This window comes from Synechocystis sp. PCC 6803 substr. PCC-P (assembly GCF_000284455.1).
Taxonomy (GTDB): domain Bacteria; phylum Cyanobacteriota; class Cyanobacteriia; order Cyanobacteriales; family Microcystaceae; genus Synechocystis.
Genome location: NC_017039.1, coordinates 1,073,225 through 1,098,340 on the forward strand (window position 1 = coordinate 1,073,225; position 25,116 = coordinate 1,098,340).

At 47.5% G+C, this 25,116-nt stretch carries 24 protein-coding genes and 2 tRNA genes; 11 read left to right on the forward strand and 15 right to left on the reverse strand.

What is annotated here, in order from left to right:
* Nucleotides 1-110: 110 nt before the first annotated feature.
* Nucleotides 111-2,660: a glycogen/starch/alpha-glucan phosphorylase gene (locus SYNPCCP_RS05040; protein WP_010872181.1), complete on the reverse strand. Its 2,550-nt coding sequence runs from the start codon at nt 2,658-2,660 to the stop codon at nt 111-113.
* A gap of 186 nt (nt 2,661-2,846) precedes the next feature.
* Here SYNPCCP_RS05040 and SYNPCCP_RS17760 point away from each other — a divergent pair, with 186 nt between their 5' ends.
* Both SYNPCCP_RS17760 and SYNPCCP_RS05045 read left to right on the forward strand, forming a co-directional pair.
* The gene (locus SYNPCCP_RS17760; protein ID WP_255345284.1) at nt 2,847-2,981 is read left to right on the forward strand and encodes a hypothetical protein; all 135 of its coding nucleotides are present in this window, start codon (nt 2,847-2,849) and stop codon (nt 2,979-2,981) included.
* Between the two features lie 45 nt (nt 2,982-3,026).
* Nucleotides 3,027-3,485 carry a hypothetical protein gene (locus SYNPCCP_RS05045; protein ID WP_020861606.1) on the forward strand — a complete coding sequence of 153 codons (459 nt, stop codon included), beginning with the start codon at nt 3,027-3,029 and terminating at the stop codon, nt 3,483-3,485.
* Between the two features lie 19 nt (nt 3,486-3,504).
* Here the strand turns inward: SYNPCCP_RS05045 and SYNPCCP_RS05050 are convergent, their stop codons facing one another.
* From SYNPCCP_RS05050 to SYNPCCP_RS17855, 3 genes are all read right to left on the reverse strand, one after another.
* Nucleotides 3,505-4,050, reverse strand: a complete 546-nt coding sequence (locus tag SYNPCCP_RS05050) for a Uma2 family endonuclease (protein ID WP_010872183.1) — start codon at nt 4,048-4,050, stop codon at nt 3,505-3,507.
* 147 nt (nt 4,051-4,197) lie between these two features.
* Nucleotides 4,198-4,443, reverse strand: a complete 246-nt coding sequence (locus SYNPCCP_RS17850; RefSeq protein ID WP_020861608.1) for a DUF2442 domain-containing protein — start codon at nt 4,441-4,443, stop codon at nt 4,198-4,200.
* 109 nt (nt 4,444-4,552) lie between these two features.
* Nucleotides 4,553-4,654, reverse strand: coding sequence for a DUF4160 domain-containing protein (locus SYNPCCP_RS17855; RefSeq protein ID WP_197525961.1), 102 nt, complete (start codon nt 4,652-4,654; stop codon nt 4,553-4,555).
* Between the two features lie 131 nt (nt 4,655-4,785).
* Between SYNPCCP_RS17855 and SYNPCCP_RS05060 the strand changes: the two genes are divergently transcribed.
* The 4 genes from SYNPCCP_RS05060 to SYNPCCP_RS05075 all read left to right on the forward strand — a co-directional run bounded on the left by SYNPCCP_RS05060 (nt 4,786) and on the right by SYNPCCP_RS05075 (nt 9,172).
* The gene (locus SYNPCCP_RS05060; protein ID WP_010872184.1) at nt 4,786-5,643 is read left to right on the forward strand and encodes a Na+-translocating NADH-quinone reductase subunit B; all 858 of its coding nucleotides are present in this window, start codon (nt 4,786-4,788) and stop codon (nt 5,641-5,643) included.
* A 44-nt stretch (nt 5,644-5,687) separates the two neighbouring features.
* Nucleotides 5,688-7,532 carry a serine/threonine protein kinase gene (locus SYNPCCP_RS05065; RefSeq protein ID WP_010872185.1) on the forward strand — a complete coding sequence of 615 codons (1,845 nt, stop codon included), beginning with the start codon at nt 5,688-5,690 and terminating at the stop codon, nt 7,530-7,532.
* A 193-nt stretch (nt 7,533-7,725) separates the two neighbouring features.
* Nucleotides 7,726-8,727: a CHAD domain-containing protein gene (locus SYNPCCP_RS05070; RefSeq protein WP_010872186.1), complete on the forward strand. Its 1,002-nt coding sequence runs from the start codon at nt 7,726-7,728 to the stop codon at nt 8,725-8,727.
* Between the two features lie 190 nt (nt 8,728-8,917).
* Entirely contained in the window at nt 8,918-9,172 is a 255-nt protein-coding gene (locus SYNPCCP_RS05075; RefSeq protein ID WP_010872187.1) for a thylakoid membrane protein, read from the forward strand.
* 156 nt (nt 9,173-9,328) lie between these two features.
* Here SYNPCCP_RS05075 and SYNPCCP_RS05080 read toward each other — a convergent pair.
* From SYNPCCP_RS05080 to SYNPCCP_RS05095, 4 genes are all read right to left on the reverse strand, one after another.
* Nucleotides 9,329-9,402, reverse strand: a tRNA-Met gene (locus SYNPCCP_RS05080).
* A 65-nt stretch (nt 9,403-9,467) separates the two neighbouring features.
* On the reverse strand, nt 9,468-11,747 hold the full coding sequence (gene recJ / locus SYNPCCP_RS05085) for a single-stranded-DNA-specific exonuclease RecJ (protein WP_010872188.1): 2,280 nt from the start codon (nt 11,745-11,747) through the stop codon (nt 9,468-9,470).
* A 40-nt stretch (nt 11,748-11,787) separates the two neighbouring features.
* Complete coding sequence (locus tag SYNPCCP_RS05090) at nt 11,788-14,784, reverse strand: ATP-binding protein (protein WP_010872189.1); 2,997 nt, start codon at nt 14,782-14,784, stop codon at nt 11,788-11,790.
* Nucleotides 14,785-14,802: 18 nt separating this feature from the next.
* Entirely contained in the window at nt 14,803-16,221 is a 1,419-nt protein-coding gene (locus SYNPCCP_RS05095; RefSeq protein WP_010872190.1) for a DUF2079 domain-containing protein, read from the reverse strand.
* Between the two features lie 209 nt (nt 16,222-16,430).
* Here SYNPCCP_RS05095 and SYNPCCP_RS05100 point away from each other — a divergent pair, with 209 nt between their 5' ends.
* The 3 genes from SYNPCCP_RS05100 (at nt 16,431) to SYNPCCP_RS05110 (ending at nt 18,662) form a co-directional block, all read left to right on the forward strand.
* The gene (locus tag SYNPCCP_RS05100) at nt 16,431-17,354 is read left to right on the forward strand and encodes a carbohydrate kinase (RefSeq protein ID WP_010872191.1); all 924 of its coding nucleotides are present in this window, start codon (nt 16,431-16,433) and stop codon (nt 17,352-17,354) included.
* Between the two features lie 494 nt (nt 17,355-17,848).
* A complete protein-coding gene (locus SYNPCCP_RS05105; RefSeq protein ID WP_020861609.1) occupies nt 17,849-18,310 on the forward strand; it encodes a cytochrome b in 462 nt (153 codons plus the stop codon).
* Between the two features lie 37 nt (nt 18,311-18,347).
* The gene (locus SYNPCCP_RS05110) at nt 18,348-18,662 is read left to right on the forward strand and encodes a hypothetical protein (protein ID WP_010872193.1); all 315 of its coding nucleotides are present in this window, start codon (nt 18,348-18,350) and stop codon (nt 18,660-18,662) included.
* A 66-nt stretch (nt 18,663-18,728) separates the two neighbouring features.
* Here the strand turns inward: SYNPCCP_RS05110 and SYNPCCP_RS05115 are convergent, their stop codons facing one another.
* The 7 genes from SYNPCCP_RS05115 to SYNPCCP_RS16740 form a co-directional block, all read right to left on the reverse strand.
* Nucleotides 18,729-19,925 carry a pentapeptide repeat-containing protein gene (locus tag SYNPCCP_RS05115; protein ID WP_010872194.1) on the reverse strand — a complete coding sequence of 399 codons (1,197 nt, stop codon included), beginning with the start codon at nt 19,923-19,925 and terminating at the stop codon, nt 18,729-18,731.
* A gap of 30 nt (nt 19,926-19,955) precedes the next feature.
* A complete protein-coding gene (locus SYNPCCP_RS05120) occupies nt 19,956-20,621 on the reverse strand; it encodes an HAD-IA family hydrolase (RefSeq protein WP_010872195.1) in 666 nt (221 codons plus the stop codon).
* 35 nt (nt 20,622-20,656) lie between these two features.
* Entirely contained in the window at nt 20,657-21,526 is an 870-nt protein-coding gene (gene queG / locus SYNPCCP_RS05125; protein WP_010872196.1) for a tRNA epoxyqueuosine(34) reductase QueG, read from the reverse strand.
* A gap of 153 nt (nt 21,527-21,679) precedes the next feature.
* Nucleotides 21,680-22,174 carry a 6,7-dimethyl-8-ribityllumazine synthase gene (ribH, locus tag SYNPCCP_RS05130; protein ID WP_010872197.1) on the reverse strand — a complete coding sequence of 165 codons (495 nt, stop codon included), beginning with the start codon at nt 22,172-22,174 and terminating at the stop codon, nt 21,680-21,682.
* A gap of 104 nt (nt 22,175-22,278) precedes the next feature.
* Nucleotides 22,279-22,467 carry a photosystem II reaction center protein PsbZ gene (psbZ, locus tag SYNPCCP_RS05135; RefSeq protein ID WP_014407093.1) on the reverse strand — a complete coding sequence of 63 codons (189 nt, stop codon included), beginning with the start codon at nt 22,465-22,467 and terminating at the stop codon, nt 22,279-22,281.
* A gap of 275 nt (nt 22,468-22,742) precedes the next feature.
* Nucleotides 22,743-22,824 (reverse strand) — tRNA-Leu (locus SYNPCCP_RS05140).
* Nucleotides 22,803-23,714 carry a M48 family metallopeptidase gene (locus tag SYNPCCP_RS16740; protein WP_010872199.1) on the reverse strand — a complete coding sequence of 304 codons (912 nt, stop codon included), beginning with the start codon at nt 23,712-23,714 and terminating at the stop codon, nt 22,803-22,805. The genes SYNPCCP_RS05140 and SYNPCCP_RS16740 overlap by 22 nt, the downstream gene beginning before the upstream one ends.
* Before the next feature lie 174 nt (nt 23,715-23,888).
* On the opposite strand from SYNPCCP_RS16740, the gene SYNPCCP_RS17765 reads away from it, so the two are divergent.
* A complete protein-coding gene (locus SYNPCCP_RS17765; RefSeq protein WP_255345285.1) occupies nt 23,889-24,020 on the forward strand; it encodes a hypothetical protein in 132 nt (43 codons plus the stop codon).
* Nucleotides 24,021-24,107: 87 nt separating this feature from the next.
* On the forward strand, nt 24,108-25,094 hold the full coding sequence (locus SYNPCCP_RS05155) for a S1 RNA-binding domain-containing protein (RefSeq protein WP_010872200.1): 987 nt from the start codon (nt 24,108-24,110) through the stop codon (nt 25,092-25,094).
* Nucleotides 25,095-25,116 lie beyond the last annotated feature (22 nt).

Sequence of the window (25,116 nt, forward strand, 5' to 3'; positions counted from 1 at the left end):
TTTATCTGGACGGTAAACGAAGATTGAAGGGCCAGTAACAGTGTCTTAACAAAATGTAACTGATGCTCAGGACTGGGTTTTTACAGTGCAATAGAGGCAGGTTAAGGTAACTATTTATTAGGAGAAATTAACAAACATTGACCATCGGGACAGAGGTCTTCTAATTCAATTACCACGGGTTTGATAGCCCAGATGTCTTCGGCGTATTCCCGAATAGTGCGATCCGAGGAAAACTTACCCATGCGAGCCACATTTAAGATGGCCATGCGAGCCCAGTTTTCCTGATCTTTATAGGCTTCTCCCACTTGGTTTTGACAATCCACATAGGCTTGGAAATCGGCAAATACAAGGTATGGGTCTTGACCCAACAAGGAATCCATTAAGGGGCGAAATAATGCTGTGTCACCATGGGAGAAAAAGCCAGAATTAATCAGATCTACCACAGCTTTTAAGTTGGCATTATTGTTGTAATATTCCCAAGGTTGATAGCCTTCCGCCAAGGTTTTTTCCACTTCTGGAGTGGTGAGGCCAAAGAGGAAAAAGTTTTCTGCCCCCACCTCTTCTCGAATTTCAATATTTGCCCCGTCCAATGTGCCAATGGTTAAAGCTCCATTCATGGAAAATTTCATATTGCCGGTGCCGGAAGCTTCTTTGCCAGCGGTGGAAATTTGCTCGGAAAGATCAGCGGCGGGATAGACCCTTTGGCCAAATTTAACGTTATAGTCCGGCAAAAAGATAACTTTCAGGCGATCGCCAATGGTGGGGTCATTATTAACTACATCTGCCACGGAGTTGATCAGCTTGATGATTAATTTAGCGGTAAAATAACCGGGGGCTGCTTTACCACCATAGATAAAAGTACGGGGTGTAACATCCAGATTAGGATTATTTTTAATCTGCAAATAAAGATGGATAACGTGGAGAATATTCAAATGTTGCCGTTTATATTCATGGATTCGTTTTACCTGCACATCAAACAGGGAATCGGGATTAACCACTAAGTCAGTTCTGGTGTGGATATAGCGAGCTAAATCCTGCTTAACTTCCCGCTTAACTTTGCACCAATCCTGTCGGAATCCAGCCAAATCAGCAAAGGGTTCCAGTTGTTTTAGCTCGTCTAAATTTTTAATCCAGCCATCACCAATGCGGGAAGAAATTAAGTTACTCAGGCGGGGATTACTGAGCACCATCCAGCGCCGGGGGGTAACGCCGTTGGTTTTATTGCTAAATTTTTCTGGCCAAAGTTCGTAAAAGTCTTTAAGAATAGTCTCCTTCACCAGTTGACTATGCAACGCCGCCACCCCATTAATGGCATGGGAACCCACCGTGGCCAGATAGGCCATCCGCACCGACTTTTCTCCTGCTTCGTCAATGATGGATAACCGGGCCAGGCGATCGCCATCGTTGGGATATTTCATCCGTACTTGATCTAGGAAACGTTGGTTGATTTCGTAAATAATTTCCAAATGGCGGGGTAACATTTCGCCAAACAGGGGCAAAGACCATTTTTCCAATGCCTCCGGTAGCAAAGTGTGATTAGTAAAACCAAAGGTGGCTTCGGTAATGGCCCAAGCCCGTTGCCATTCATAGTGATGCTCATCCACCAACAGACGCATCAGTTCAGCCACCGCAATGGAAGGATGGGTGTCATTCATCTGCACCGCAAAATGTTCGTGGAAATTCTCCAGGGTGGGATTGTCCGACAGGTGAATGCGAATCATGTCCTGCAAAGAACAGGAAACAAAAAAGTATTGTTGCGCCAGCCGTAACTCTTTCCCCTGAATCTGTTCATCGTTGGGATAGAGCACTTTAGTGAGATTTTCCGAGGACATTTTGTCCTGCACTGCCCCGTAATAATCCCCCACATTAAACCGTTGAAAATCAAAGGATTCCGCCGCTTCCGATTTCCACAGGCGCAAATTATTGGCGGTGCTGACTTTGTAGCCCAAAATGGGAGTGTCATAGGGAATGCCTTTGACCAAACTGCCGGCAATCCAACGCACCCGATAATTACCTTGGTCATCGGTGTAGGGTTCCGTATGGCCCCCCAGTTTGACTAACACAGCGGATTCAGGACGGGCAATTTCCCAAGGATTACCCAGTTGGAGCCATTTATCAGTGATTTCCACCTGCCAACCGTCTTTAATTTCCTGGTCAAAGATACCGAATTCGTAGCGGATGCCGTAGCCGATCGCCGGAATTTCCAACGTAGCCAGGGAATCCATAAAGCAGGCGGCCAAACGACCTAAACCACCGTTGCCCAACCCCGGTTCTTCTTCAATATCAATTAACTCATCCAAGCTCAACCCCGATTCTTCCACCGCCTGTTGCACCGGCTCCCATAGCCCTAAATTAATTAGGTTATTACCCAAATGGGGCCCCAGCAAATATTCCGCCGACAGATAGCACACCACCCGATTGTCACAGTTGAGATAGGTTTGGAATGTATTTAACCACCGTTGCAGGAGGCGATCGCGGATAGTGTAGGCCAGGGCCATATAACAATCGTTTTTAGTGGCAATGGCGGGAAATTTACCCTGGAGATAAAACAAATTGTCTGCCAAAGCCCGCTTGAGGGTTTCCACGCTCAGACCAGTGCGGTCATCCTCCACCTGAATGAGGGGATTGGTGGTGTTAAAAGCCATGGGAAGGTGCTCCATTAATGCTGTGCCTTTCCCTTATAGTGTCGGACCAGAATTAAAATTTGGTTACCATTGCTAACTTTTGTATGACTTCTTAACAAAACACCGAAAAAATAACAAACCGCTAGGTTGCAGAGATACAGGTTCTATCCCAAACGGTGACCCCTTAAAATGGGGAATAAGTAGGCTAAATCCTAAGTAATTATGGCGACAACAGCGGATGAAGTGTGGCAACTCCTGGGAGAGCTAGTCCAAGTCCAGAAGGAACAAAGAGAAGAATCGGCACGAATGCGTCAAGAGGCTGATCGCCGTTCTCAGCAAATGGATCGCCGGTTTTAAAAACAACGGGAGGAGTCAGAGCGAAGATTTCGAGAAACAGAGCGTTTGCTGAAAGAACAAAGCCAACGGGTAGATGAACAAATAGGAAAATTGGGCAACCGGCTCGGGGAATTTGTGGAATCCCAGGTGCGGCCGGCGGCGGTGCGATTATTTCGAGAATGGGGCATTGATGTCCAAGAAATTTCCTCTGATGTATCTCTTCAGACCAGTCAAGATGGCATTGAAATTGATATTTTGGTGGTGAATGGCACAGAGGCGATCGCCATTGAGGTGAAAAGTAAATTAAGCCAGGATGATGTGGATGAACACCTGGAAAGATTGGGTAAATTTAAGCGACTTTTGCCCCGTTATCAAAATTTTAATCTTCTTGGGGCAGTGGCAGCCATGGTTATTCCGGGTGATGTGGCTCGCTATGCCTATAAAAAAGGGTTATTTGTAATTGCCCAATCGGGGGAAGATTTGGTCATTCTTAATGATGAGAAATTTAAACCCAAGGCCTGGTAAAACACCCAAATTTTCATCGTTAGCGTTGTCGGGTCATGGCCATTACGTCATTAACAGTCAAAGTCAAAAGATTGTCTAACGTGGGTGGATTTTCCAGTCCCTGATAAATTAAAGGTAACGATTCCTGATTCCAAACCCAGATTTGTTGACGATAAATATCAATGAGCCAAGCGAGTTTTGTCCCATTAGTCAAACAATGCAGAATTTTGGTTTGCAGGCTAAGAATATTTTGATCGGGGGACAGAATTTCGATTAACCAGTCCGGCGCTCCCTTCAATGGCCCGTCTTCCTCCGCCAGGAGATTGCTTTTTACAACGGCAATGTCAGGTACGGGGGAAAATGGGGGCACAATACAGCGCAATTCCTGAATGGCCTCATAATCCCTGGTTTGTGCATTAATGACGTTGACCAGATTACGCTGTAGGCGGGAATGAAACAACGTCGGCATGGGTTTCTGCTGGGCCTGCCCCCGGATAAATTCCCAGGCTGGGGAAGCCTCAATTTCTGCGCGTTGTAGAAACAGATCGAGATTGTCAGTGAGCAGAGGTGACTGCATTATCTGCACAGCCCAAGGGAATAGGTACTCCAAATAAACTTAGTATAATCTCCCCCCAAAAGAATGCCTAGACAGACTTTTTCTGCTTAGCAATAAATTCAGCGAGTTTGGCTTGATTGCGTTTTTTCTTCCACCAAAGTCCTCGGTCAGTTCATCCTATCCTAGTCTTCCTTCTAAAATGCCAACAACGGATAAGTCTTCGTCTAAGCTTGCCCAATGGAGTCCCGTTCCGCCACAAATCAATTTAACCTCCGCTAACTGTTCCGAGCTTGCTTTTGCTAATCGTTTATTTTTGTGAGCAGGAAAACGAATCTCCCGTTCATCCTGTAGGCGAACACAAATCCATCGATCTTCAACCCATACCCTCTCGGCTTGAATAGTTTGTTCAGATGCCAAAAACATTGTGCCACTTGCTCCTGATCAAATCTAGATTATCAACAATTAATTTTTCTGCTCTAACAATTTGTTTTGTTTTTAGGCTTTTAGCATAATCCAGCTCAACGGGTTCGATCTAAAACTTGGCATACCCACCTCCGTGCCTAACATGGACATGCATTGGCTCCTGGCCTTCGTTGGCATAAAAAAAGAAGACATATCCCTCTGCTCTGAAGATTTATGGCATTGAACCTGTCGGGGAGGCGTTTCTAGGCGTCACCCACTGCCCTCATTTTATGCTGTCCTTGGTAGGTTTCAAGGCTCCCAAATATCTTCTAAGATGAAAATACTTTTTTGCCAGGAAAACCCATGCTGACTGTCCACCGTGATGCCCGGGATTACCAGATTATTTTTCTCTGTAGCTTTTTGAGTTTGGGGATATTGGCCCGGGACTGGAGTTTAAGCCCCCTGGTGATCGCCGTTGTTTTGGCCACTGCCCTGACAGTGCAATCCTTATTCACCATTAATCAACAGGGCAATTTTAGTCGGTGGTTTTCCCTCGATACCTGGCAGAGTTTATGGAGACATCAAGGTTGGAAAAGTGCTTTGATTACTGGCTTAGGTCTTTGTCTATTACTCCGAGCCAACCATTTATCCACTTTGATATTGGCGGCTAGTTTGGCGATCGCCAGCAAATTTTTGTTGCAAGCCTGGGGTAAACATTGGTTTAATCCGGCTAACTTCGGCATTATTGCCGCTCTGACTTTAACGGGGGATGCGTGGGTTTCCCCTGGACAATGGGGCACGACTCTCTGGTTGGGAGCAGTTTTCCTGGCTGCGGGGGGTTTGGTGTTGGGTAAAGTGGGACGATGGGACACATCAATAATGTTTTTGGCGGTTTATGCCGGGTTGGATTTAGCCCGCAACGCTTGGTTAGGTTGGCCGCCGGAAGTTAGTTTCCATCATTTGGAAAATGGCAGTTTACTGGTGTTTGCCCTGTTTATGCTCACCGATCCCCGCTCCATTCCCAATGCCCGCTCTAGTCGTTTAATCTGGGCTACGGCGATCGCCATTTTTAGCCTAATTTTGCAATATCACTTCTACTTGCCCACTGCTTTGTTCTGGGCCTTGTTTTGTCTTTCGCCCCTGACCGTATTGCTAGACCGTCAGTTTCCCGCCCCTCGTTTTCAATGGTGGCAGAAGAAGAACCCTGTACCGTCAAATTAAGCTAGGATGTGCCATCGGCTGGATAACTTGCTTCCTTTCCCCCAATGACCCCATCCTTGTCCCTGGGCCAACGCCTCGATGACCGTTACCTGATTCAACTGCATTTAGGACAAAATTCCCTGGGTCAGCAGTATCTGGCCCAAGATACCCACCGCTTTGATGAACCCTGCACCATCACGGTTTTAACTGCGCCCCCCGGGGACAAAGCCGGCAATTTGTTTAAGCAACAGGCGGAAATACTCTACGCCCTCGACCATCCCCAAATTGCTAATTTCCGGGAGTTTTTTGCCCTGGGGTCAGAGCTTTATCTAGTACAGGATTTTATCGAAGGACAATCCTATTTCGATTTGCTCAAAGACCGCCGCCTTCAGGGGAAAGCTTTTACGGAATTGGAAGTACGCCAATGGTGCCGTCAACTGCTACCGGTTTTACACTATCTCCACATCCAGAAAATTTGCCATGGCCAGATTAGCCCCAGTAGTATAATGCGCCGTACAGTGGATGGGCTGCCAGTGTTGGTAGATTTTACTCATAGTCAATATTATTCCGGTACTCCAGGGGAAGACCGACGAGATTTACATGGTCTAGGCCTGGGGGCGATCGCCTTGCTGACGGGGGAAGTTAACCCTAACCCACCTTGGGAAAACCTGTTGTCCTCCGTTGCCCTCAGTCAGGAATTTCGCCAGTTATTGCTGAAATTACTAGCTTGGCCGCCCCTGGTGGATTGGCCTACTTTGACGGACAATCTGAACAACTTGCCCCAGCATTTTTTGCCTACAGTGGCTGAGTTTAACCTGACGTCCACCATACCAGAGCAAACTGATAATGGCGTTGGTAAATCTAGCACCGGGGAACCCCCTTTCCCCACAGTCCATCAGTCTCCTGAATCTTCTTCTTCCGCAAAAGTAAAAAATATGGTCCGAGTCGATGGGTTAAAGGGGCTAGTCAAAAAATCATTCATCTTACTGGGCTTGATGGCGATCGCCATGGCCCTAGGCTGGGGAGCAGGGCAGTTATGGCTAGATAATCAACAACGGGCGGCGTTGGAGAAATTGGCACAGGAAGAACCGGGGGATGATGTGCCGGAAAAAACCGATTTGGAGATTAAAAATGAAATTCGGGCCCGCCGACTAAATTTAGGCATTTCTCCCCAACGATTTCAGACCTTGATGGACGATGGTTTAGCTTTTCAGTTGGGTATTGACCCCCAGCAAAGGTTGGAAAAGAACCCCAATACCAATGGTGCCCCTCTGAGCCTCGGCTCCCCAGAGCAACAGATGGCCATGACCATCACTGTGTTGGATGCCTTGGAAAGTTTGAGTCGAGAAGCTACGAGGGATTTTGCCCAAAACAATTCCGGCGATCGCCGCCGCTGGATTCCGAGGGTAAATCAATTGCGCCTCAGCAGTCGTAGTTTTTACGATTTGGTCAATGCCCGTTTCCATCACTATTTACCCATGGTCAGCCCTGCTTTATTGGGGGAACCGGAATTTGAGCAACGCCCCCTGGCCCAGGTATGGAATGCCATGGCCTTTGACAGCTTGGCAAGCCTGGAGGATGAAAGCCATTACCAAAGACTGAGTTTTGACGATACCAATCAGCTCAACCTCAATGGCACCCTGGAGCCAGGAGAAGGCTATGCCTATGCTGTTACCATTCCCCCCACAGAGGAGTTCAGCCTACAATTAACCGCCCCTCCCACCGCTCGAATTTCCTTCTATCCCCCCACCGGGCCGGAGGTAATTCTGCAAAATTCTGCCATGCACCGCTGGTCTGGCCCCACTGACCAAGCCGGTTATTACGAGTTGGTAATCACATCGGTAGCGGAGGAGCCGATCGCCTTTGAACTGGAACTCAGTATCATTCCCGCCAGTGCTCAACCATTTTGAACCGATGTGGAATAATCAATTTTCCCTTGGATGCACACAAAATATCGCCACAACAGTAAACGACGAATCGGGAGAATTTTCCCCAGAACTTGCCTGTCCAACCAGACTTCTTAACCTATTCATAATCTTGTCAAAGACCCAAATTCCTATCCTACGATGGAGACAACGGAGCATTTAGGGTGATTTATTTGACATGGAAACAACACATAGCTTTGGCGATCGAGCAGTTTTCGCCTTCGGGAAACACACTGGAAAAATTTTTAAATATGCCCCTAGGGTTTTAAAAGATCAAGACCCAGAGGATCTGCATCAGTTGCGGGTGGGGGTACGACGGTTAAGAACGGCGGTCATTGGTTTTATGCCAGCCGTGCAATTACCCCAGGGCATTACGGAAAGAAAAATCGGAAAAATAGGTCAACAGTTGGGAGTGCAACGGGACAATGATGTTTTGCAGGAAATTTTGCTCCATAAATATTTACCCCATTTACCAACATCGGAACAAGGTTGTTTGGAAAAAGTTTTAAAACGTTTACAAAAGGAGCGAAAACAGGCGTTTAAAGCCACCTATAAATTGTTAACCCACGACAAATTTACTCAATTTAAACAGAGCTGGGAAATATGGCTAGAACATCCCCACTTCACTAGCCTCGGTGGTTTGGCGATCGCCGATGTATTACCTGATTTACTTCTGCCCCAACTGAGCCAATTTTTTCTTCATCCCGGTTGGTTGGTTGGTACAGAAATTGACCCCGATACTAACAGTTCAAACCGACAACGTCGCTGTATTGACCTCAGTCCTACCGCCATTGAAACTTTGTTAGACGGGGAAGAATCAATTTTGCACGATTTACGTAAAGAAGCAAAACGCACCCGCTACCAAATGGAGCTATTTAGCGATTACTTTGGGGAAGAATATCAACAATTATTAGCCCAGGTAAAAATGACCCAAGAAATCCTCGGCAATTTGCAAGATAGCTTCGTTTTGAGGGCCATGGTGGAGCAGTACCTGGATGTAGACCTAAAGCAACTCTGTCCCCAATGGAGTGCTATTTTCCATGGCGATCGCCTGGGATATTGGGACCAATGGCAACCATTGCAGAGCCAGTTTATCGACCCCGTATATCGTCACCACTGTCGTCAACTGGTGCAAAATCCCCTTGTAAACAGTGACCAGCCAACTTCTAGCAACCTTTAAAGTTGGTGCCTGATGGTTTCCCAAACTGACAAAGCAATCATCCTCGCCCCGGGTTAGGGAATTTACGATGGTCTGGAGACGCCATTATGCTTGGGACACTCTTTAGCATCTATGGTTTAGCTTCTTTTGAAATCTGGGCTGCCACTACAATTAATCCAGGGGCGCTAGTACCTCCGCAAAAGGAGACTCCATGACTAACAATGACAATATTCGCTTAGAGCAGATCTCCGAAGATCTTGAAGCTCAAAGACATAGCTTGAATGAACAGGGGCAACGCCTAGACCGAATTGAAACGATTCTTACTAACCTAGTGACAGAAATTAAAATCTATGACAGCAAACTAGATACTTACCAGAAAGCTTCCCAGCAAATTGTCAATATTGCCTTTGGCCTTTTGGCCACCTCGGCCCTCGCCATAATCATTCCCGCCGTTCTTAACCGCTAAGGTTGGCGTACAACTCCATGGAGTTGCCACGGGAAAAATCACCTTGCCATCAAGGGTTAGTGAGCTTTATTTCTACTCCCCATGCTCGACTAACTCAGAAAACGGAAAAACCCTGAAAGCCCATAACATCCAGGTAGAAAAACTCTAAACTAGAAATGGCTCGGGGCGGATTTGAACCGCCGACCTTGGGCTTATGAGTCCCCTGCTCTAACCAACTGAGCTACCAAGCCTTGTCTGTTTCTCCAACGGACAGTTAACAATGATACACTAAATTCCCAGCATCGCAAAATAATTTTCATGGCTTGTCGGGTACGGTGGCCAAAAGCTCGGGGGTTAGGGACACCTGGCTGAAATATTGCTTTTGGAATTGTTCTTCTGCAATTAAAGTTTCAATTTGGCGGACCAAAGCTTTCGGCCAAGCACTGCCTGAGTTTAACGCTGGGCCGTACTCTTGGATTAGGACCAGAATTTGACTTGCTAAGCCATGGCTAAAATCCCATTGTTTTTGCAAGCTGAGGGGAGAAAGTTGGGCCGTTTCCCGCCCATGCCATTGGGCTTCTAGTTCGGCCACTAAGCTACTAGGGCATTGGGGTAAGAAATGATAATCCAACACTAGGGGTTGCTGGGCGGCGATCGCCTGTTGGTAGGCCCGGCGCAATTCTGACCAACTGCTGGGACAGGTGCGGAGGACATGACCTTGGGGAGAAAGATCCTGGTCTGGGGCATGGGGGGAACGGCGGTCAATTAAATTGGTACTAGTTTGACTAGGGGCAATTCCTTGGGGTTGATGTAAGCGGAAATCGATCAGGCGCACTTCATACTGCCGGTCGTAGGTGTTGAAGTCTAATTCCACCACCAGATCCAACGGTTCATTTTGGGGCAGTTCATCGGGATGGTGGCCCCACCAAACCCCAGGGCATTGAACAACTTGGCCATCGTCATCGGTTTTAGGCGGATAGTCCGTTACCCGAAAGCTGGTTTTTAGGTAGGACACTTTATTACCAGTGCGGTCTTTGATATTGCGAAAGCTGGGCCTCCCGACTTGCACATTTTCCAGTAGTAGTTTGGGTGCGGGGTTACCCATGCCATAGGGTTCAAGCAAATTAAATTCCCGAAAGAGGTCCTGTCCTAAATCTGCCACCTTCACTTGGAGATCCACTGCCAGAATCGGATCCAAGCTGATCTGGGCTCCGTAGCTTTGCCAAAACTGTTGATTGACCGCTTCCGTGAACAACGGCAATTTATCCAAAGGCAAGCTCAAACCGGCGGCAAAGGGATGGCCTCCAAAGCCCAGCATTAAATGTCGTTGACTGTGCAGTAGGGCATAAAGGTCAATGTTGGCCACAGAACGGGCTGATCCTTTGGCAATTTTCCCATCTTGGGTGTTGAGCAAAATGGCCGGACGGCCACAGGTTTGGGCTACATGACTGGCGGCTAGGCCCAAAACCCCTGTAGGCCACTGGGGATCGGTGAGTACTACTACCCCGGTGGTGGATAGGTCAATGTTTTGGAGTCGTTGGTCAATTTCGATAATGACAGATTTCTGTAATCCCTTGCGTCTACTGTTGAGGGTTTCCGCTTCGGCCGCCAATTGGTTACAAACTTTTGTGTCCCGACTGGTGAGTAGTTCTACTCCAAAGCTAGCATCCCCTTTAATGCGACTGATGGCGTTGATGCGGGGGCCAATACCAAAACCAATGTCTGTGGGCCGATCGCCGTTGCGATTGCAAAGGTTAAGTAGGGCATGGATGCCAGGGCGGGTGGCAGTGGCTGGATCTTTTTGGGTACGGAGTTGGGCAATGCCCCGTTGGGCTAGGTAACGACAATCACCTTGCAGGGTAACCAAATCGGCAATTAGACCGATCGCCACTAAATCTAGTAAATCCTCCAAGGGTTGTTGGGGCACTGTGGGATATTGGTTGTAGAGAGCTTCCACCAACTTAAAAGCCACTGCTACTCCGGAAAGGTTAAACAGGGGATGGCCATCGGCAAAGTAACGGGGGTTAATAATGGCCACCACCTCCGGGCGATCGTCTGGCAACGTATGGTGGTCGGTGACAATTACATCCATGCCCAACTGCTGGGCATAGACAATTTCGTCCAAATTTGTACTGCCAGTGTCGCAGGTGACAATTAACTTTGTACCCTGGGTTGCTAAGCGTTCTAGTCCCGGTCGGTTGAGGCCGTGGGACTCCCGTAAACGGTTAGGGATGGTGTAGGTCAACTGGCTATCCTGGGGAAAAAATTGCCCCAATCCTTCCCATAACACTGCAGTGGAAGTAATGCCGTCGGCATCGAAATCCCCCCAAATGGTGACTTTTTCCTTCTGGGCCATGGCCTGGCCCAACCTTTGTACAGCCCATTTCATTTCCTGGCCAAATTCCCAAGGGCTGGTGGGAGTATAACAATCCGGGGAAAGAAACCCACCCAACTGATCCGCTGACTGAATGCCCCTTTGCCACAGTAATTGGGCGGCAAATTGACCGCTGGATTGGCCACAATGGCGACGCACCTGTTCGACAAAAATAGCCGGGGGAGTAACAGGGGGAATTAACTGCCAACGAAATTGGGCCATGGTTAGAGAATTGAAAGGGATTCCATACTAACTTTTTTGCCTACTCGGAAGCATGCTTACCATCCACTCCGGCAGAAACTTCCGTCAGACTAGCTCTATATTGGGGAAATTGACCCATAAGTTGCTCCAATCGACGGCTATCAAAATTTTCCAAAGCCTTGATAATGCTCTGACCATAGGTGTGTAAATCTTCCCAGCCATATTCGTTCCCCCAACTTGAAAGGCGATCGCCAAAGTTTCTTATTTGCCGGGAAATGAGGGTATGGCGTAATTTATTCCAAACATTAGTTTCTTCCTGTTCCAGCAGAGAAATCAATTGTTGTCGTTGGGCTTGGTCAATGAGGGGGACTGCCCTAGGGAAGCCTTGGCTAGGCCCGTTGTGGTTGCCTAAGGAGTTGTTGTCAGGGGCCATATTCCCAACCCTAGTGGGCAAAAGTTTTTCCGTTGTATTGGCGGAAGATGAAGACATCGACCCTAGGCGATCGGTTAAATTTCCCCCATCACCATTGGTGAGGTCGGACTTGAGTGAATTTTCCACCAAACGTACCGCTGGGAAATGCAAAATAAACGTGCTCCCCTCCCCCAGCCGACTGGAAAGACTTATTTCTCCCCCTAATAATGCAGTCAAGCGCCTAGTAATGGTCAAGCCCAAACCTGTGCCCCCATATTTGCGAGTGCTCTGGCCCTGACTTTGGGTGAAAACATCAAAAATCTTCGCTTGGTCTTCTGGAGCAATGCCGATGCCCGTGTCAGTGACTTCAATGGCTAGAGAAATATAGGTGCCCTGGGAACGGACTTGAATGCCTTCCACGCCAATGTAAATAAAAACCTGTCCCTCCTCCGTAAATTTAAGAGCATTACCCACTAAATTAAATAAAATTTGTCGCAGACGTACCGCATCAAAATAAATAGCTTGGTTTAAGGTTTCATCTATTTGGATAGTTAACAACAAACTCTTGCTTTCAGCTTTGTAATCAAAAATTTGTTTGATTTCCCTAATTATTACCCTTAAATCTACTGGCTCTAGATGGATGACTAATTTGCCTGCTTCAATTTTAGAAATATCTAAAATGTCATCGATCAGTGCCAACAAAATCTTACTACTAGAACCAATGGCATTGAGATATTTCTTGGTTTGGGACAAACTAAGATCTTTTTGTAAAAGTAAGTCGCAAAAACCCAAAATAGCATTCATTGGAGTCCGAATTTCATGGCTAATATTAGCTAAAAACTCACTCTTAACACGGTTGGCTAATTCGGCACTTTCCTTTGCTTCCCTCAACTTAATTTCAATGCGCTGACGTTCTTCGATTTCCCCCGCTAGTTGCTTATTAATCACAATTAAAGTGTGGGTTCTTTCCGCCACTCTCATTTCTAAGTTATCCTTGGCCTGCTTAATGATTTTAAACTGATTTTGCAAAGTAATCAGCATTTCATTAAAGTTTTCATTCAGAGTAATTACTTCGCTGACTTCACTACGGAGAGCAATGGGAGTTAAGCCTTGGTATTGCATTTTAGTGGGAATGTCAGTGGTGATTTTAGCTAAAGTTAATAATGGATTAGCTACCCGCTTACTCACACCAATGGCAACCACCAAACCCACTAGACTTAAAAATAATAGCAAGCCCAATTTTTGTACTGATTGAGCCTGTAGTTTTTCGATGCTTTCCCGAGCGGGCAAACCAAGCACTAATTGCCAATCATTAATTTTATCCAAGGGCAAAATATGATAATAATAGGAGTCGCGCCAGCGGATGGTAGGATTAGCCGGTGTATCGGGATACCAATGGTAATTTGATGAGCCTAAATCCCGAGGGTCTCCCCCCTCAAAAGGTTGATAGATTTCCAATGGTAATACATTAGCAATGGTGCTGGCTACCACTTGATTTTGCCCATTGATGAGGGTAATATTTAATTCCTTACTGACCCTATTTGCATATAGAAGGTCTTTCATTTTAGCCAGGTTTAAAGAAGCATTAATAAAGCCCTCAAAGCTATTGTTAGCCACTAGTGGAATAGTGATAGCCACATGGGGATCGACGTTCACATTGGTGCGGTGTAGTGGAGATACTTGTATTTGCGAGGGAATGGAAAAACCAGCTATTTTTTCTGCTTGAATCAGTCCTAGTCGTGATTCTCCCACTTCATTAAATTCAGGAGAACTGGCAATAATTTGCCCCTGGCGATCGCCGACATAAATATTACTAAAGCCAGTAAAAGCTGTTTGTATGGTGTGGGTCATAAGGCTAAGGGCAGGTAGTTGCGCCCCATTACCCTGGTTGATTGCAGCTACTAAAGGTAAGATTTCGGTGGCAAAAACCTCTGCTCCTTCCAGATGACTTTGATACCAATCCTCAACAGAATTTTGAATGGGTATGGATAAAGCTGTTAGTTCTTGGACTGTTTGCTTTTCCATTTGTACAAAAGCTTCTTGACCATTAACAACAGTGATAAAAAAGAGGGGGAAAAAGACAAATGCCACCAGCAAATTAAACAAAGTCTGCTCAAAAGACAGTTTTTTCCAGGGAAAAAAAGCTGGATTAGTCGAGGGGGAAAACTTCTGCTTCGACAAACCAAAGCCAGTGATTAAAAAACTGGCAATTAAACTATTAAAAATGCCATTGGTAGCTTGCTTAAGAGTGATTAAACTGGTGGTAACCGAGGTCATATTTAAGCCCCAACGGTAAAAAATATAAACCAACGGTATGCCAATTAATAGCCAAAAGAGACTATTAATTAGGACTAAGTTTGTTTGCCGGCGGCGCAACATCAAGCCCACCACCAGGGCTTCCAGGATGATTATTAATATGCCGTAGCCATGGCGCCAAATGATCAGGGTGTGACTACCGGCGATCGCCGCACTAACTAGACCCCAGGGCAAGCTATAGCAAACCAAAACCAGTAAAGTGGCAATGCTGCCAAAAAGAAAATCAACTCCAAAAAATATATGTAACTTGAAATAGTTTCCCCCGTAACCCGCTAGCAAAAGGCAGGGCAAAAGCCAGTATTTTTGTAGGAGATCAAGAAATTTGCCCATGGGAAACCGGAGCTGAAATTAGGGAATAGAAGGGGCCCGTCGATAAAGAATTACCTCGTTCTCTTGATATTCTGGCGTAAAAGCTGAATCCTGACTCACCCGCTGGGCTAGGGCTTCCACCGTGCCCTGGGAATTTTCCCAACCAGCGTAGTTAGTCTGCAACAATACGGCATCAAAACGGTTCAGATCGAAGGGAGCTTCCGCTTCAATGGCTAATTCCAAATCTGGTCGATGGCTCAGGTGGGCCGCCAGGTGGGGCGAAGTCAAAACCCGATCACCTGGTTGCACTAAGGACACCGCCGTTTGTAGGTTAGCCAATTGTCCCCAATGGTGCCAATACCGGCCGAAAAAATAAGTGTATTTCCCCAAAGCTAAAAAGGCGATCGCCGTCCAGAGAATAATCCACCGGAGCTTTTTTAACCAACTACTGCCCTGATACCAATGGGTCATCACCACTAGGAGCAAAAAGGGCAAAATTGGCAATGAATATTGATGAATTAAATCTTTTTGGGGCAGATAATCGGTGACCAAATTAACAAATAGGGCGGGAATGGCGGGGATAAACATAGCCCAAGCTTTGCCCCAAATTCCCCAAATAACCGGCGCAGTTAATAGCACCAAATAAAATAAATTATCCAGGGTAAATAACATCCCTAAAACAATTTGGGGTTTAAGAATTAAATTTAAAATAATTTCTGCAACGGAATCCCCCAGGAAACTATAACGACCCACCGCCGCTGCTTCCTCTCCGCTAAAAGCAGGAATAATACCTTTGGTGGTAATGATAAACCAGGCAATGCCCGCCACGGTGGTAATGAGTCCCATTAACCTTTTTCTTTCCCAAATCAATAACCAAATGCCTAGCATAAATACGGTGAGGGAAAGTACTGCTTTGCTAGCCAAGATTGTGACTAAACTAATTAAGAAAATCCCCCACTTATTCGCCCTAGCGCTCCACACGGCCCAAAGCAGAGCAGGTACGGCGATTACTTCAGTGTGAAAGTCAAATAAATTGATGTTAAAAATTAGGGGATATAGGCCATAAACCAAGGCCATGGTTAAACTTTCTTTTTCCCCCAGTCCCGTTTGTTTTGCCAATTGCCAAGTGGGCCAAGCTCCCAAGGCTAAGGCGATCGCCTGGATCAGAAATAACCAATAAACGGAGGGATAAATTTTGTAAAAAATCGCTATGGGATAAACCAAAAAGGCGGCGTGGTCCCCCAAAATATGGAAACCCCGAAAGGAAACTCGGGGATATTCCCCCTGACTGATCAGATAAATAGCCTGGTCAAAGAAACCCAAATCGAGAGCAGTGGATTGGAACAGCCAATGGCGCACCGTGGCACAGATGAAGAGAATGACTGCACCGATCGCCATCCCGACCAGCAAAGAACGGGGGGGCAAAAATCCTTCAGGCTTGCTCTGGCTTACTTCCATGGTGACTCAAGTACGGCTAAAAACGGGGCAAAATTTGCCAAAACTCCTCCAACATTAGCAAACCAAGGGCGTCCTATTGCCCTATTCGGAAAGGCTGAGGGCTTAATTGCCATTGCGGACTGGGCAAACATGATCCTTGCAAGCTCTTTCAGTCCCCAGGCTAGGATGAAAGGGAATTAGCAATGAATTTTGGAACAGGTTAAGTATCCATGGCTGAGGTTGTCTGTTTTGGAGAAATGCTCTTCGACTGTTTGGCAGACCAGTTGGGAGTCCCCTTGGAACAAGTTAAATCCTGGACTAACTACGCCGGTGGTGCCCCTGCCAATGTGGCCTGTGCCCTAGTCAAACAAGGTGTTAGCGCCGCTTTTGTTGGTCGTTTGGGGGCAGACCAGGCCGGACAAGAACTTAAAAATGTTCTACAGCAATGTCAAGTTAATACCGATGGGCTCCAAATCGATCCCCACCGGCCCACCCGTTTGGTTTATGTGACCCGGACAGGGGACGGCGATCGCCATTTTGCTGGGTTTGGGGAATATCACACCGGGGATTTTGCCGACACAGCGATGCAGGGAGAAACCATTCCCGAATCCCTATTCACCTCAGCTCAATATTTGGTGATGGGCACCATTGCCCTGGCCTATGCCCCCAGTCGCACTGCCACGGAGCGGTTAGTGGCATTGGCGAAAAAGCACCAGGTAAAAATATTTTTAGATGTCAACTGGCGATCGGTTTTTTGGGACGATGAAGCACAGGCAAAGGAAAGAATTCCCGCCCTGATTACCCATGCCCAAATTTTAAAATGTACCGACGAGGAAGCAGTGTGGCTGTTTGGTCACCAAGATCCGGTCACCATCCACCAGAAACTACCCCACCTCCAGGGAGTATTGGTCACCGCCGGGGACAAGGGTTGTTCCTACTCCTTAGGCAAAAACCATGGGGAAGTCCCTGCTTTTAAAGTTAATGTGCGGGATACTACCGGGGCTGGGGACAGTTTTGTGGCCGGATTTTTGGCCCAGGCCCTGACCCACGGAGAGAATTTATTCATAGACCCTCATCTCAGTTGCCAGGCAGTGACCTATGCCAGTGCCATAGGAGCCTTGACCACTCTCCACCCAGGGGCGATCGCCAGATAGGAAAAAAGAGCAGAAGAAATGGCTCCGACTACCAACCCGGACAAGCGTTGGATGAGTTAGAAGTCTTGGCCCACAGCAATTCAGAAAATACTATCGTTGCGGCCAGCTAAAAAACACGCATTTTAGCCATCTCAGTCCATACTTTTGATGATTTTCTCGACCATAACCCTGATTTTGCCCGACGGGTTTTGGAATTAGAACGTCGGCAGTTACAGCGGTTTGTGCGATCAATACAGCCCCTTTAGGCTAATCGATTGAACACTCCACCCCCATAACGCATCGGTCAACATCGGAAAAAGTATAGAATATGGTCAAAAATACGATTGTTAACGGTAAAATTCTAACCCTTTTCCGTAGTGACAATGAATCCTCTCCCATTACAGAAGGAAGCAGAGAAACGCTCGCCAAGGCTTAATTCCCCATTTAAGTCACTAATGCGAATCCATTGGTGGATGGCCCTTGCCTATCTAATAGTTTTTTGCACTGGAACTTTAATGGTTAACTTAGAAAGGGGACAATTTTTACGCAGTGAACTATACGACTTCCACAAATCCATCGGTATATTAACCATGGCATTATTAACCTGGCGAATTTTCACCCTCTTACAGGTTTGGTGGCGTAAATATACTAAACGTCCCCCAAAGTTATCTCTGGCTTGGTGGCGCACCTTTACTCTCCACCTGAGCCTATATGTATTTATGGGAGTGATCCCAATTTCTGGCTTTTTACTCTCAAATTCCTTTAAAGCTAATAATGTCAGATTTTTCTCCATCACATTGCCCGATATTTTTCCCCAAAACGAAGCCATGGTAGAAATTGGCCGTAATGCCCATTTTTGGTTAGCTTATACTTTTCTAATTTTTATCTTTATACATATGCTAACTTACTGGAAAGTAATCAGGGCTAATTGGCGACGGTGGGTCAACTTTATCGGTAAATTTCAACAGCAGACCTAATTTTTTTGTCTTAAGTCAATCAACCAGAACTGGCATTATGTTCAACTTTTTTGTCAGACTGTCCGCCATTGGTGGTATGGGAGTGGGAGCTGCGGTGGCCATAGTCAGTGGTGCTTGTAGTGTTCTGGATATGGTCCGCTTAACAGAGGCTAACGCCCTGGTTCAACAGGAAGTTCGTCGATCTTCCCCCGCTAGGGCAGATTACCTTTACAGCCGGGAAATGACCCACCGCATTAATGTCTTTGCCGAAGGGGTATGGGCCCTGGGGGGCTGTATTTTGTACATCAACTCCTTGGCCCTACTGCGACAAACCGCAACAAATAACAAAGGCGATCATTCCCTTCATTCGTAGGAGAAGCTAACAGGTTGAAAATTGTTTCATTAATTCTCTACCTAACCTTTTTGCTCTTTCAATCATTCATCGATCAAGACGATTTTCGATTCCTTCACAGCCGCCGGGGATAGTTTTTCTGGTTAACGTTCCTCCCCAGGCACAGCAATAGCACCTCTGCTCCTCACTCATGTTCTTAGTCTTACTAAAATTGGCATTTTCCACCACTGCGCCCGTATATTCGCCGGTTTCGTAGTTGGGAATATGGTTGCGGCTGCGGGGACTAGCCTGGTCCCAGGTGCCGTAGAATAGCCTAGTTCCCTTGAGGTCAGCCCCATCAAGATTAGCCTCGTATAGCACTGTCCTGGATAGATTAGCTTTGACCAAATCCGCTTGGCTGAGGTTTGCCCGGATGAGGTAAATCTCGCTCAGATCCACCCAGCGCAGATCCTGGCCGACTAAATCCGCCGCCACTAGCATCACCCCCAGATTGATTACCCTCAGGCCGTGAATGCGGTCCTCTTGGTAGCCCCCCATGCCGTCAAAAATAGGGCGACCGAGGTAATAGTCCCGCTTTAGGGGAGTGAGTAAGCGGGATTGGGAAAGAAAGCGGAGAATTTTTGCTTTACCACCGGAATCGACGCTGGCGAGGATTGCTGCTGTTCTACCTTCGGCAAAGGCCCGTTCCTGGGGCCAATCCTCCAACATGCCTTCATCACTTAAAGCTAGGTCTGAGATGCCCTGGAAATAGGCGTCAACGGTTTGTTGCTGGGTAATACGATTTTGCTGAATGGTCAAATCCTTGGAAATGACATATTGTTGCCAAGCCACGTACACAGCTAGAACAGCAATCATAATTTGCCCTAGGGCTCCCACCCATTCCGCCCAGGAACCAAATTCGTCGTATTTAAACTGATTGAGCCAATATTTGAGGGAACTGTAGACACCTAGATAGTGGGCTAGGGCACCGATCGCCAGGACAAAACCTAAACCCCCGAGCAGGGAACGGCGCTCCTGAACAGTGAGGTAATGCTGTACCCAGGATTTGATGGTGGGGAGAATGACCTGGAGGGAAAACATCAGGGCCAACACCGCCGAAGTAAATCCCAACCAAGAGGACTGGAAAATTAGCCCCAGCCCGATGCCCACCACCGTAACCACTAGTAACCAGGGCATGGCCGGTTCAACGGACTCTTGAAATACCCATTGGGGCAAGGAACGACGGGGTGCAATGGTTTCCTCCGATCCTAGGACTGGAGGTAAATTGGACAACTCATTGGGCATGGCCAAAACTATTCAGGACAAGGGCAATTCCTAGGATTTTAATGGATACCAGCGATGGTTATCCAAGGAGGCGATCGCCGTAAGCAGTTCTTTGGGCTGATGTACCAAAAAATCCGGCTCATATTCCTGCAAAATGGCCGGTGGACTAAATCCCCAAGCCACGGAAACCATCGTTAACCGACTTTTTTTAGCGGCGCTGATATCTCTGGTTTCATCTCCCACATAAATTACCTCATCAGTTCCAAACTTATGCTCCTTCAACACCCGATTGATAATGCGGTTTTTGCCAAATAGGGTGGTGCCAGCTTTGACAAAAGCAAAAATATCTTCTAGACCATTGTTGTGTAAAAATGATAGTACGTTATCTTTGGAGTTGGAAGTGACAATGCCCAAAACGTAGCCCTTTTGGTTGAGCAGAGTTAATACTTCTTTAATGTCGCCATAGGGTTTGAGGTCTTTGATTTCTTTGCCCAATTCTTTTTTGAAGCGCTTGAGAATAAAAGGAATTTTAAACGGAGAAATTTGGGAATATTTGATAATTTCGGCGGAGCTTAGTTTTTTTAGGCGGGCCAACTCTGTTTTATCCACCGCTGGGTAGCCAAACTCGTCTGCCAAGCGATTGACGATGGCAAAAAAAGCATCGTGGGTATCGGCAATGGTGCCGTCAAAATCGAACAATACAGCTTTAATGGCCATGGTGAGGAGGATGGGCCAAATAGTTGGTCAGTCCTTCATTGTAGATTAGCCTGGGCGTTCCGCCGTAACATAGCTGGTTTTATTCGCCTCAAGGCCGAAGCGGTGAACTGTTGCTGCCAATCAGCTTCGGTGATATTGGCTAAAGTTTCTAACTCTGGGTTGAGATTGCCCTCGTAGGGATCAAAATCCGCCACATCGGTGGGTTGGGCAAAACGCTGATTCCAGGGGCACACATCTTGGCAAATGTCGCACCCTGCCACCCAACCTTGCAAATTGTCGGCGATCGCCGTTGGTAGGATTTCTGCCCGATTTTCAATGGTGTGGTAAGCAATGCATTTATTGCTGTCCACCACGAAGGGTTCCACAATGGCCTGGGTGGGACAGGCTTCTAGGCAACGGGTGCAGGTGCCACAATGTTGGCTATGGGGGCGATCGCCTTGGAGAGTGATATTAGTGACAATTTCCCCTAAAAATAACCAACTGCCGTAATCCCGACTGATCAAATTACCGTTTTTTCCTACCCAACCAAGACCGGCCCGTTCCGCCCAAGCTTTTTCCTGGATGGGGCCCGTATCTACGTAATAACGGCTCTGTAAATCTGGCACCTGTTGTTCGAGCCAGAGATTAAGGGCTTTTAGCTTTTTAGTTAACACCCGATGGTAATCCCTTCCCCAGGCATAGCGGGAAATTTTGCCATGGGCGGGGTCTCCACTGCGCTGGTGGGGAGTGTAATAATTCAAACCCACCGCAATTACTGACCGGGCTGAGGGTAAAAGCTCCCGAATATTTTGCCGTTTGGGATTAGCCATCCAAGCCATATCGGCGTTATAGCCCAGGGCAATCCAACTCTGTAATCTTTGGGCAGCTTCATCATTCTCCGTTTCCGACACTGGCGCAATGCCCACCCGATGGAAACTGATCGCCAACGCTTGGGCTTTAATACGTTCTTCTAGGGATGCTTGGGACAAGGGCGCAGGAAAAATAAAATTTGAGAGCTACAATTTCCCAGGGTTAACCGGTGACTGACTTAAGCTAACCTTTGACCACCTACTTTTTACTTAACCTTCCGTCAAAGGAGCCATGGCCCGCATCAAACTAGCCATTTCCAATGCATTCATGGCGTAGCCCCAGCCGTGGTTACTCTTAATCCCCGCCCTTTCTAGGGCCTGTTGCATGGTATCCGTGGTTAAAATGCCAAAAATTACCGGTACCCCAGTCTGGCTGGCGATCGCCGCAATGCCCTTGGCCGCTTCTCCGGCCACAAAATCAAAATGGGGGGTTTGTCCCCGAATCACCGCCCCTAGGCAGATAATGGCATCATACTGCCCCGACACTGCCAACTTACGGGTTACCAATGGCACCTCAAAGCTACCGGGAACCCAAATATAGTCCACCTGGGTACCGGCGGGGTCCACATCAATGCCATGACGTTTGAGGCAATCTTGGCAACCAGAAAGTAGCTTTTCCGTTACTAAATCATTGAAACGGGCAATTACAAGGGCAAAACGAAATGGCCGGGCCGGAGGAGTAAACGACCCTTCATAAACTGTCATGGTGTAGTTCCCTAGATCGGGTTAGCGGTAGATCAGAGTTTTTCGGGGCTATCCCCCACAGCCCAGGCCATGGGGAAATTACCGGGATAGGGCGATCGCCTCCCCTAGACGACCAGGAAGTTCAACAGGGCCACCACAATTACCAAAATGGCCCAAATGCCGGAACCTAAATACAGCAAAGGCTTAGAACGGTCCCAGTTCTGGGGAGAAGCATAGGCTACGGGCACCCCCACCACCATCACGAAGGAAAAAAGCACCAGGGCCGCCAACGCAATCTGAAAAACAATGGACATTTTAGAGTTTCTCCTTATAAATTGAGCAAGACTGTCCCCGGCTGAAATCCTCGACAGTCGCTGATATGGGCAAATATTATCGTTGAATCTTTCCCTAAGTAAGCTACCAAAATATGTGCCCTGAGGGAAGCACATAGCCGGATTACCCAGAGGCGATCGCCTAGCTCTGTGGGTGGGAAATTTTTCCCCGGTCAATGAAACCAGGGTAATTAAGGACTCACCCCGAAGGAGACGAGTTGACCTAAGCAGAACCGGTTCATATCTAGGTTTTAGGATGGGCAGCGAGAGACTCGAACTCTCACGACCGAAGTCGCCACATTTTGAGTGTGGTGCGTCTACCAATTCCGCCAGCCGCCCTTGTTTTCTTCGGTGTTCAGATTATACGCATTTTTGCGGCCCTTGAGCAAGTTTTGATAGGTTTGGGAATCACTCCAACGATCAATTTCCCTGGCCCGGAGTACCGGCACCGGATGGGTCAGGTTTTGGGTCTGCATATTCCTCAGCATTGCCCCCATTTCATCTTCCCCCAGGCGATCGTATTCCCGGGCTTGGTCAATGAAAGCATCCAAGTTTAGTAAAGGAGCCAATTGGGGAGAACCACCGGCCAACTTCATCAGCACCGACATCACCACTTTCGGGTCTTGCACCGCCAACAGGGCTGCCCGGTCACAGCTAAATTCAGCACAGCGCACCCACTCCAACATCTGGGACTGGAGGGATTGGGTCAACACTGCTCCCCAGTTGGGAATTAGCCCCGCTGCTAAGACCATAATGTTAGCCAGGGTTAAATACACCCCATGTTCACATTTGAGGTGTCCCAACTCATGGGCCATCACCGCTTGAATTTCCGCCGGAGTCAACATATCCACCAGGGAAGTGTGCATCACCATGAAAGGCTTTTTACCTCGCATGGCAAAAGTGTAGGCATTGGGTTGGGGATTTTGTTGAATGTAGAGTTCCGGCGCTTCCAGGTCGAGAATTTTGCAAGCATCCAAAAGCAGTTGATGAAGATGGGGTAATTGTTTTTCTCCCACCCGGACACTGGCCGCCAAATTATTGAGGGCAAAAAACTGTTCTGCCACGGAGCCCAACAGTCCCCGCACCATCAGGTCTAGGCCGGGAATTTGCTTCAAGTTGGTGGTGGCCATTTGGTCCAAAGGATGGCGGAAATGGTCTGCCTTTAATCCCACCAGGGGAATGGAGTTGCTCATGAATTCTGACATTTTTAAAATTCGGCCTAACTTCACTGTTCAAATTCTATTGTTTTCTGAGCGGGAGGGCATTGTGGCAGCAACTATTAACCAGGGCCCCCGGGCAACATCAAAGGGCGGGTTTGAGCAACTCACCCAATCTCTAAATTTTGGGAAAAGTTAGAGAAAACTCTCCCTTTGTCTTGAAATTTAGGAGACAAACTAAGAATTTTGCAAACAAAGCCCAAGCGCCATTTCACCCGGCGATCGCCTGAGGCTAAAGTCGGCCCGAAGACGGCGCTCAAAATTGTCCATCCCGGTGGTGGTCTTGCCCCCTTTGTCCAACGCGTACTGTATAATTGAGAGTCTGTATCCTGGCTTGTACGGTAAGTAACAGGAGGCACGCATATTCACTAAACGGAGACTAAGGGATTAGGACTTAAAACTTACATGGTCAGTCAAACTTCTACAGCAACTATTGGATTCACTCTCGAGGACTTTGCCGCCCTTCTTGACAAGTACGATTATCACTTTAGTCCTGGGGACATTGTCGCTGGGACCGTTTTTAGCATGGAGTCCCGGGGGGCTCTGATTGACATTGGGGCGAAAACCGCCGCCTACATTCCCATTCAGGAAATGTCGATCAACCGTGTGGATGACCCTGAAGAGGTGCTCCAGCCCAATGAAACCCGGGAATTTTTCATTCTGACCGATGAAAACGAAGATGGTCAGCTCACCCTCTCCATCCGCCGGATTGAATATATGCGGGCTTGGGAACGGGTCAGACAACTCCAGGCAGAAGATGCCACGGTGCGCTCCAATGTTTTTGCCACAAACCGTGGTGGTGCCTTAGTCAGAATTGAAGGACTGCGGGGCTTTATTCCCGGCTCCCACATCAGCGCTCGGGAAGCGAAAGAGGATCTAGTAGGGGAAGATCTGCCCCTGAAGTTTTTGGAAGTGGACGAAGAGCGTAATCGCCTCGTGCTCAGCCACCGTCGGGCTCTGGTAGAGCGGAAGATGAACGGTTTAGAAGTGGCCCAGGTAGTGGTGGGTTCCGTCCGGGGCATCAAACCCTACGGTGCTTTCATCGATATCGGCGGTGTCAGCGGTCTGTTGCACATTTCTGAGATTTCCCACGACCACATTGATACTCCCCACAGCGTCTTCAATGTCAATGATGAAATCAAGGTGATGATTATTGACCTGGATGCGGAACGGGGTCGTATTTCCCTTTCCACCAAGCAATTGGAGCCAGAACCCGGTGCCATGCTAAAAGACCGGGATTTAGTCAACGAAATGGCGGACGAAATGGCGGAAATTTTCCGGCAAAAACGTTTAGCGGAAGCCCAGGGCATTCCCTATGAGCCCCCCACTTCCGTTGATGACACCGATGATGAGGAAGATGAGTCCCTGGCTGTCAGCGCTGTGGATGAATAATAAACAATTGGCTGCCTAATGC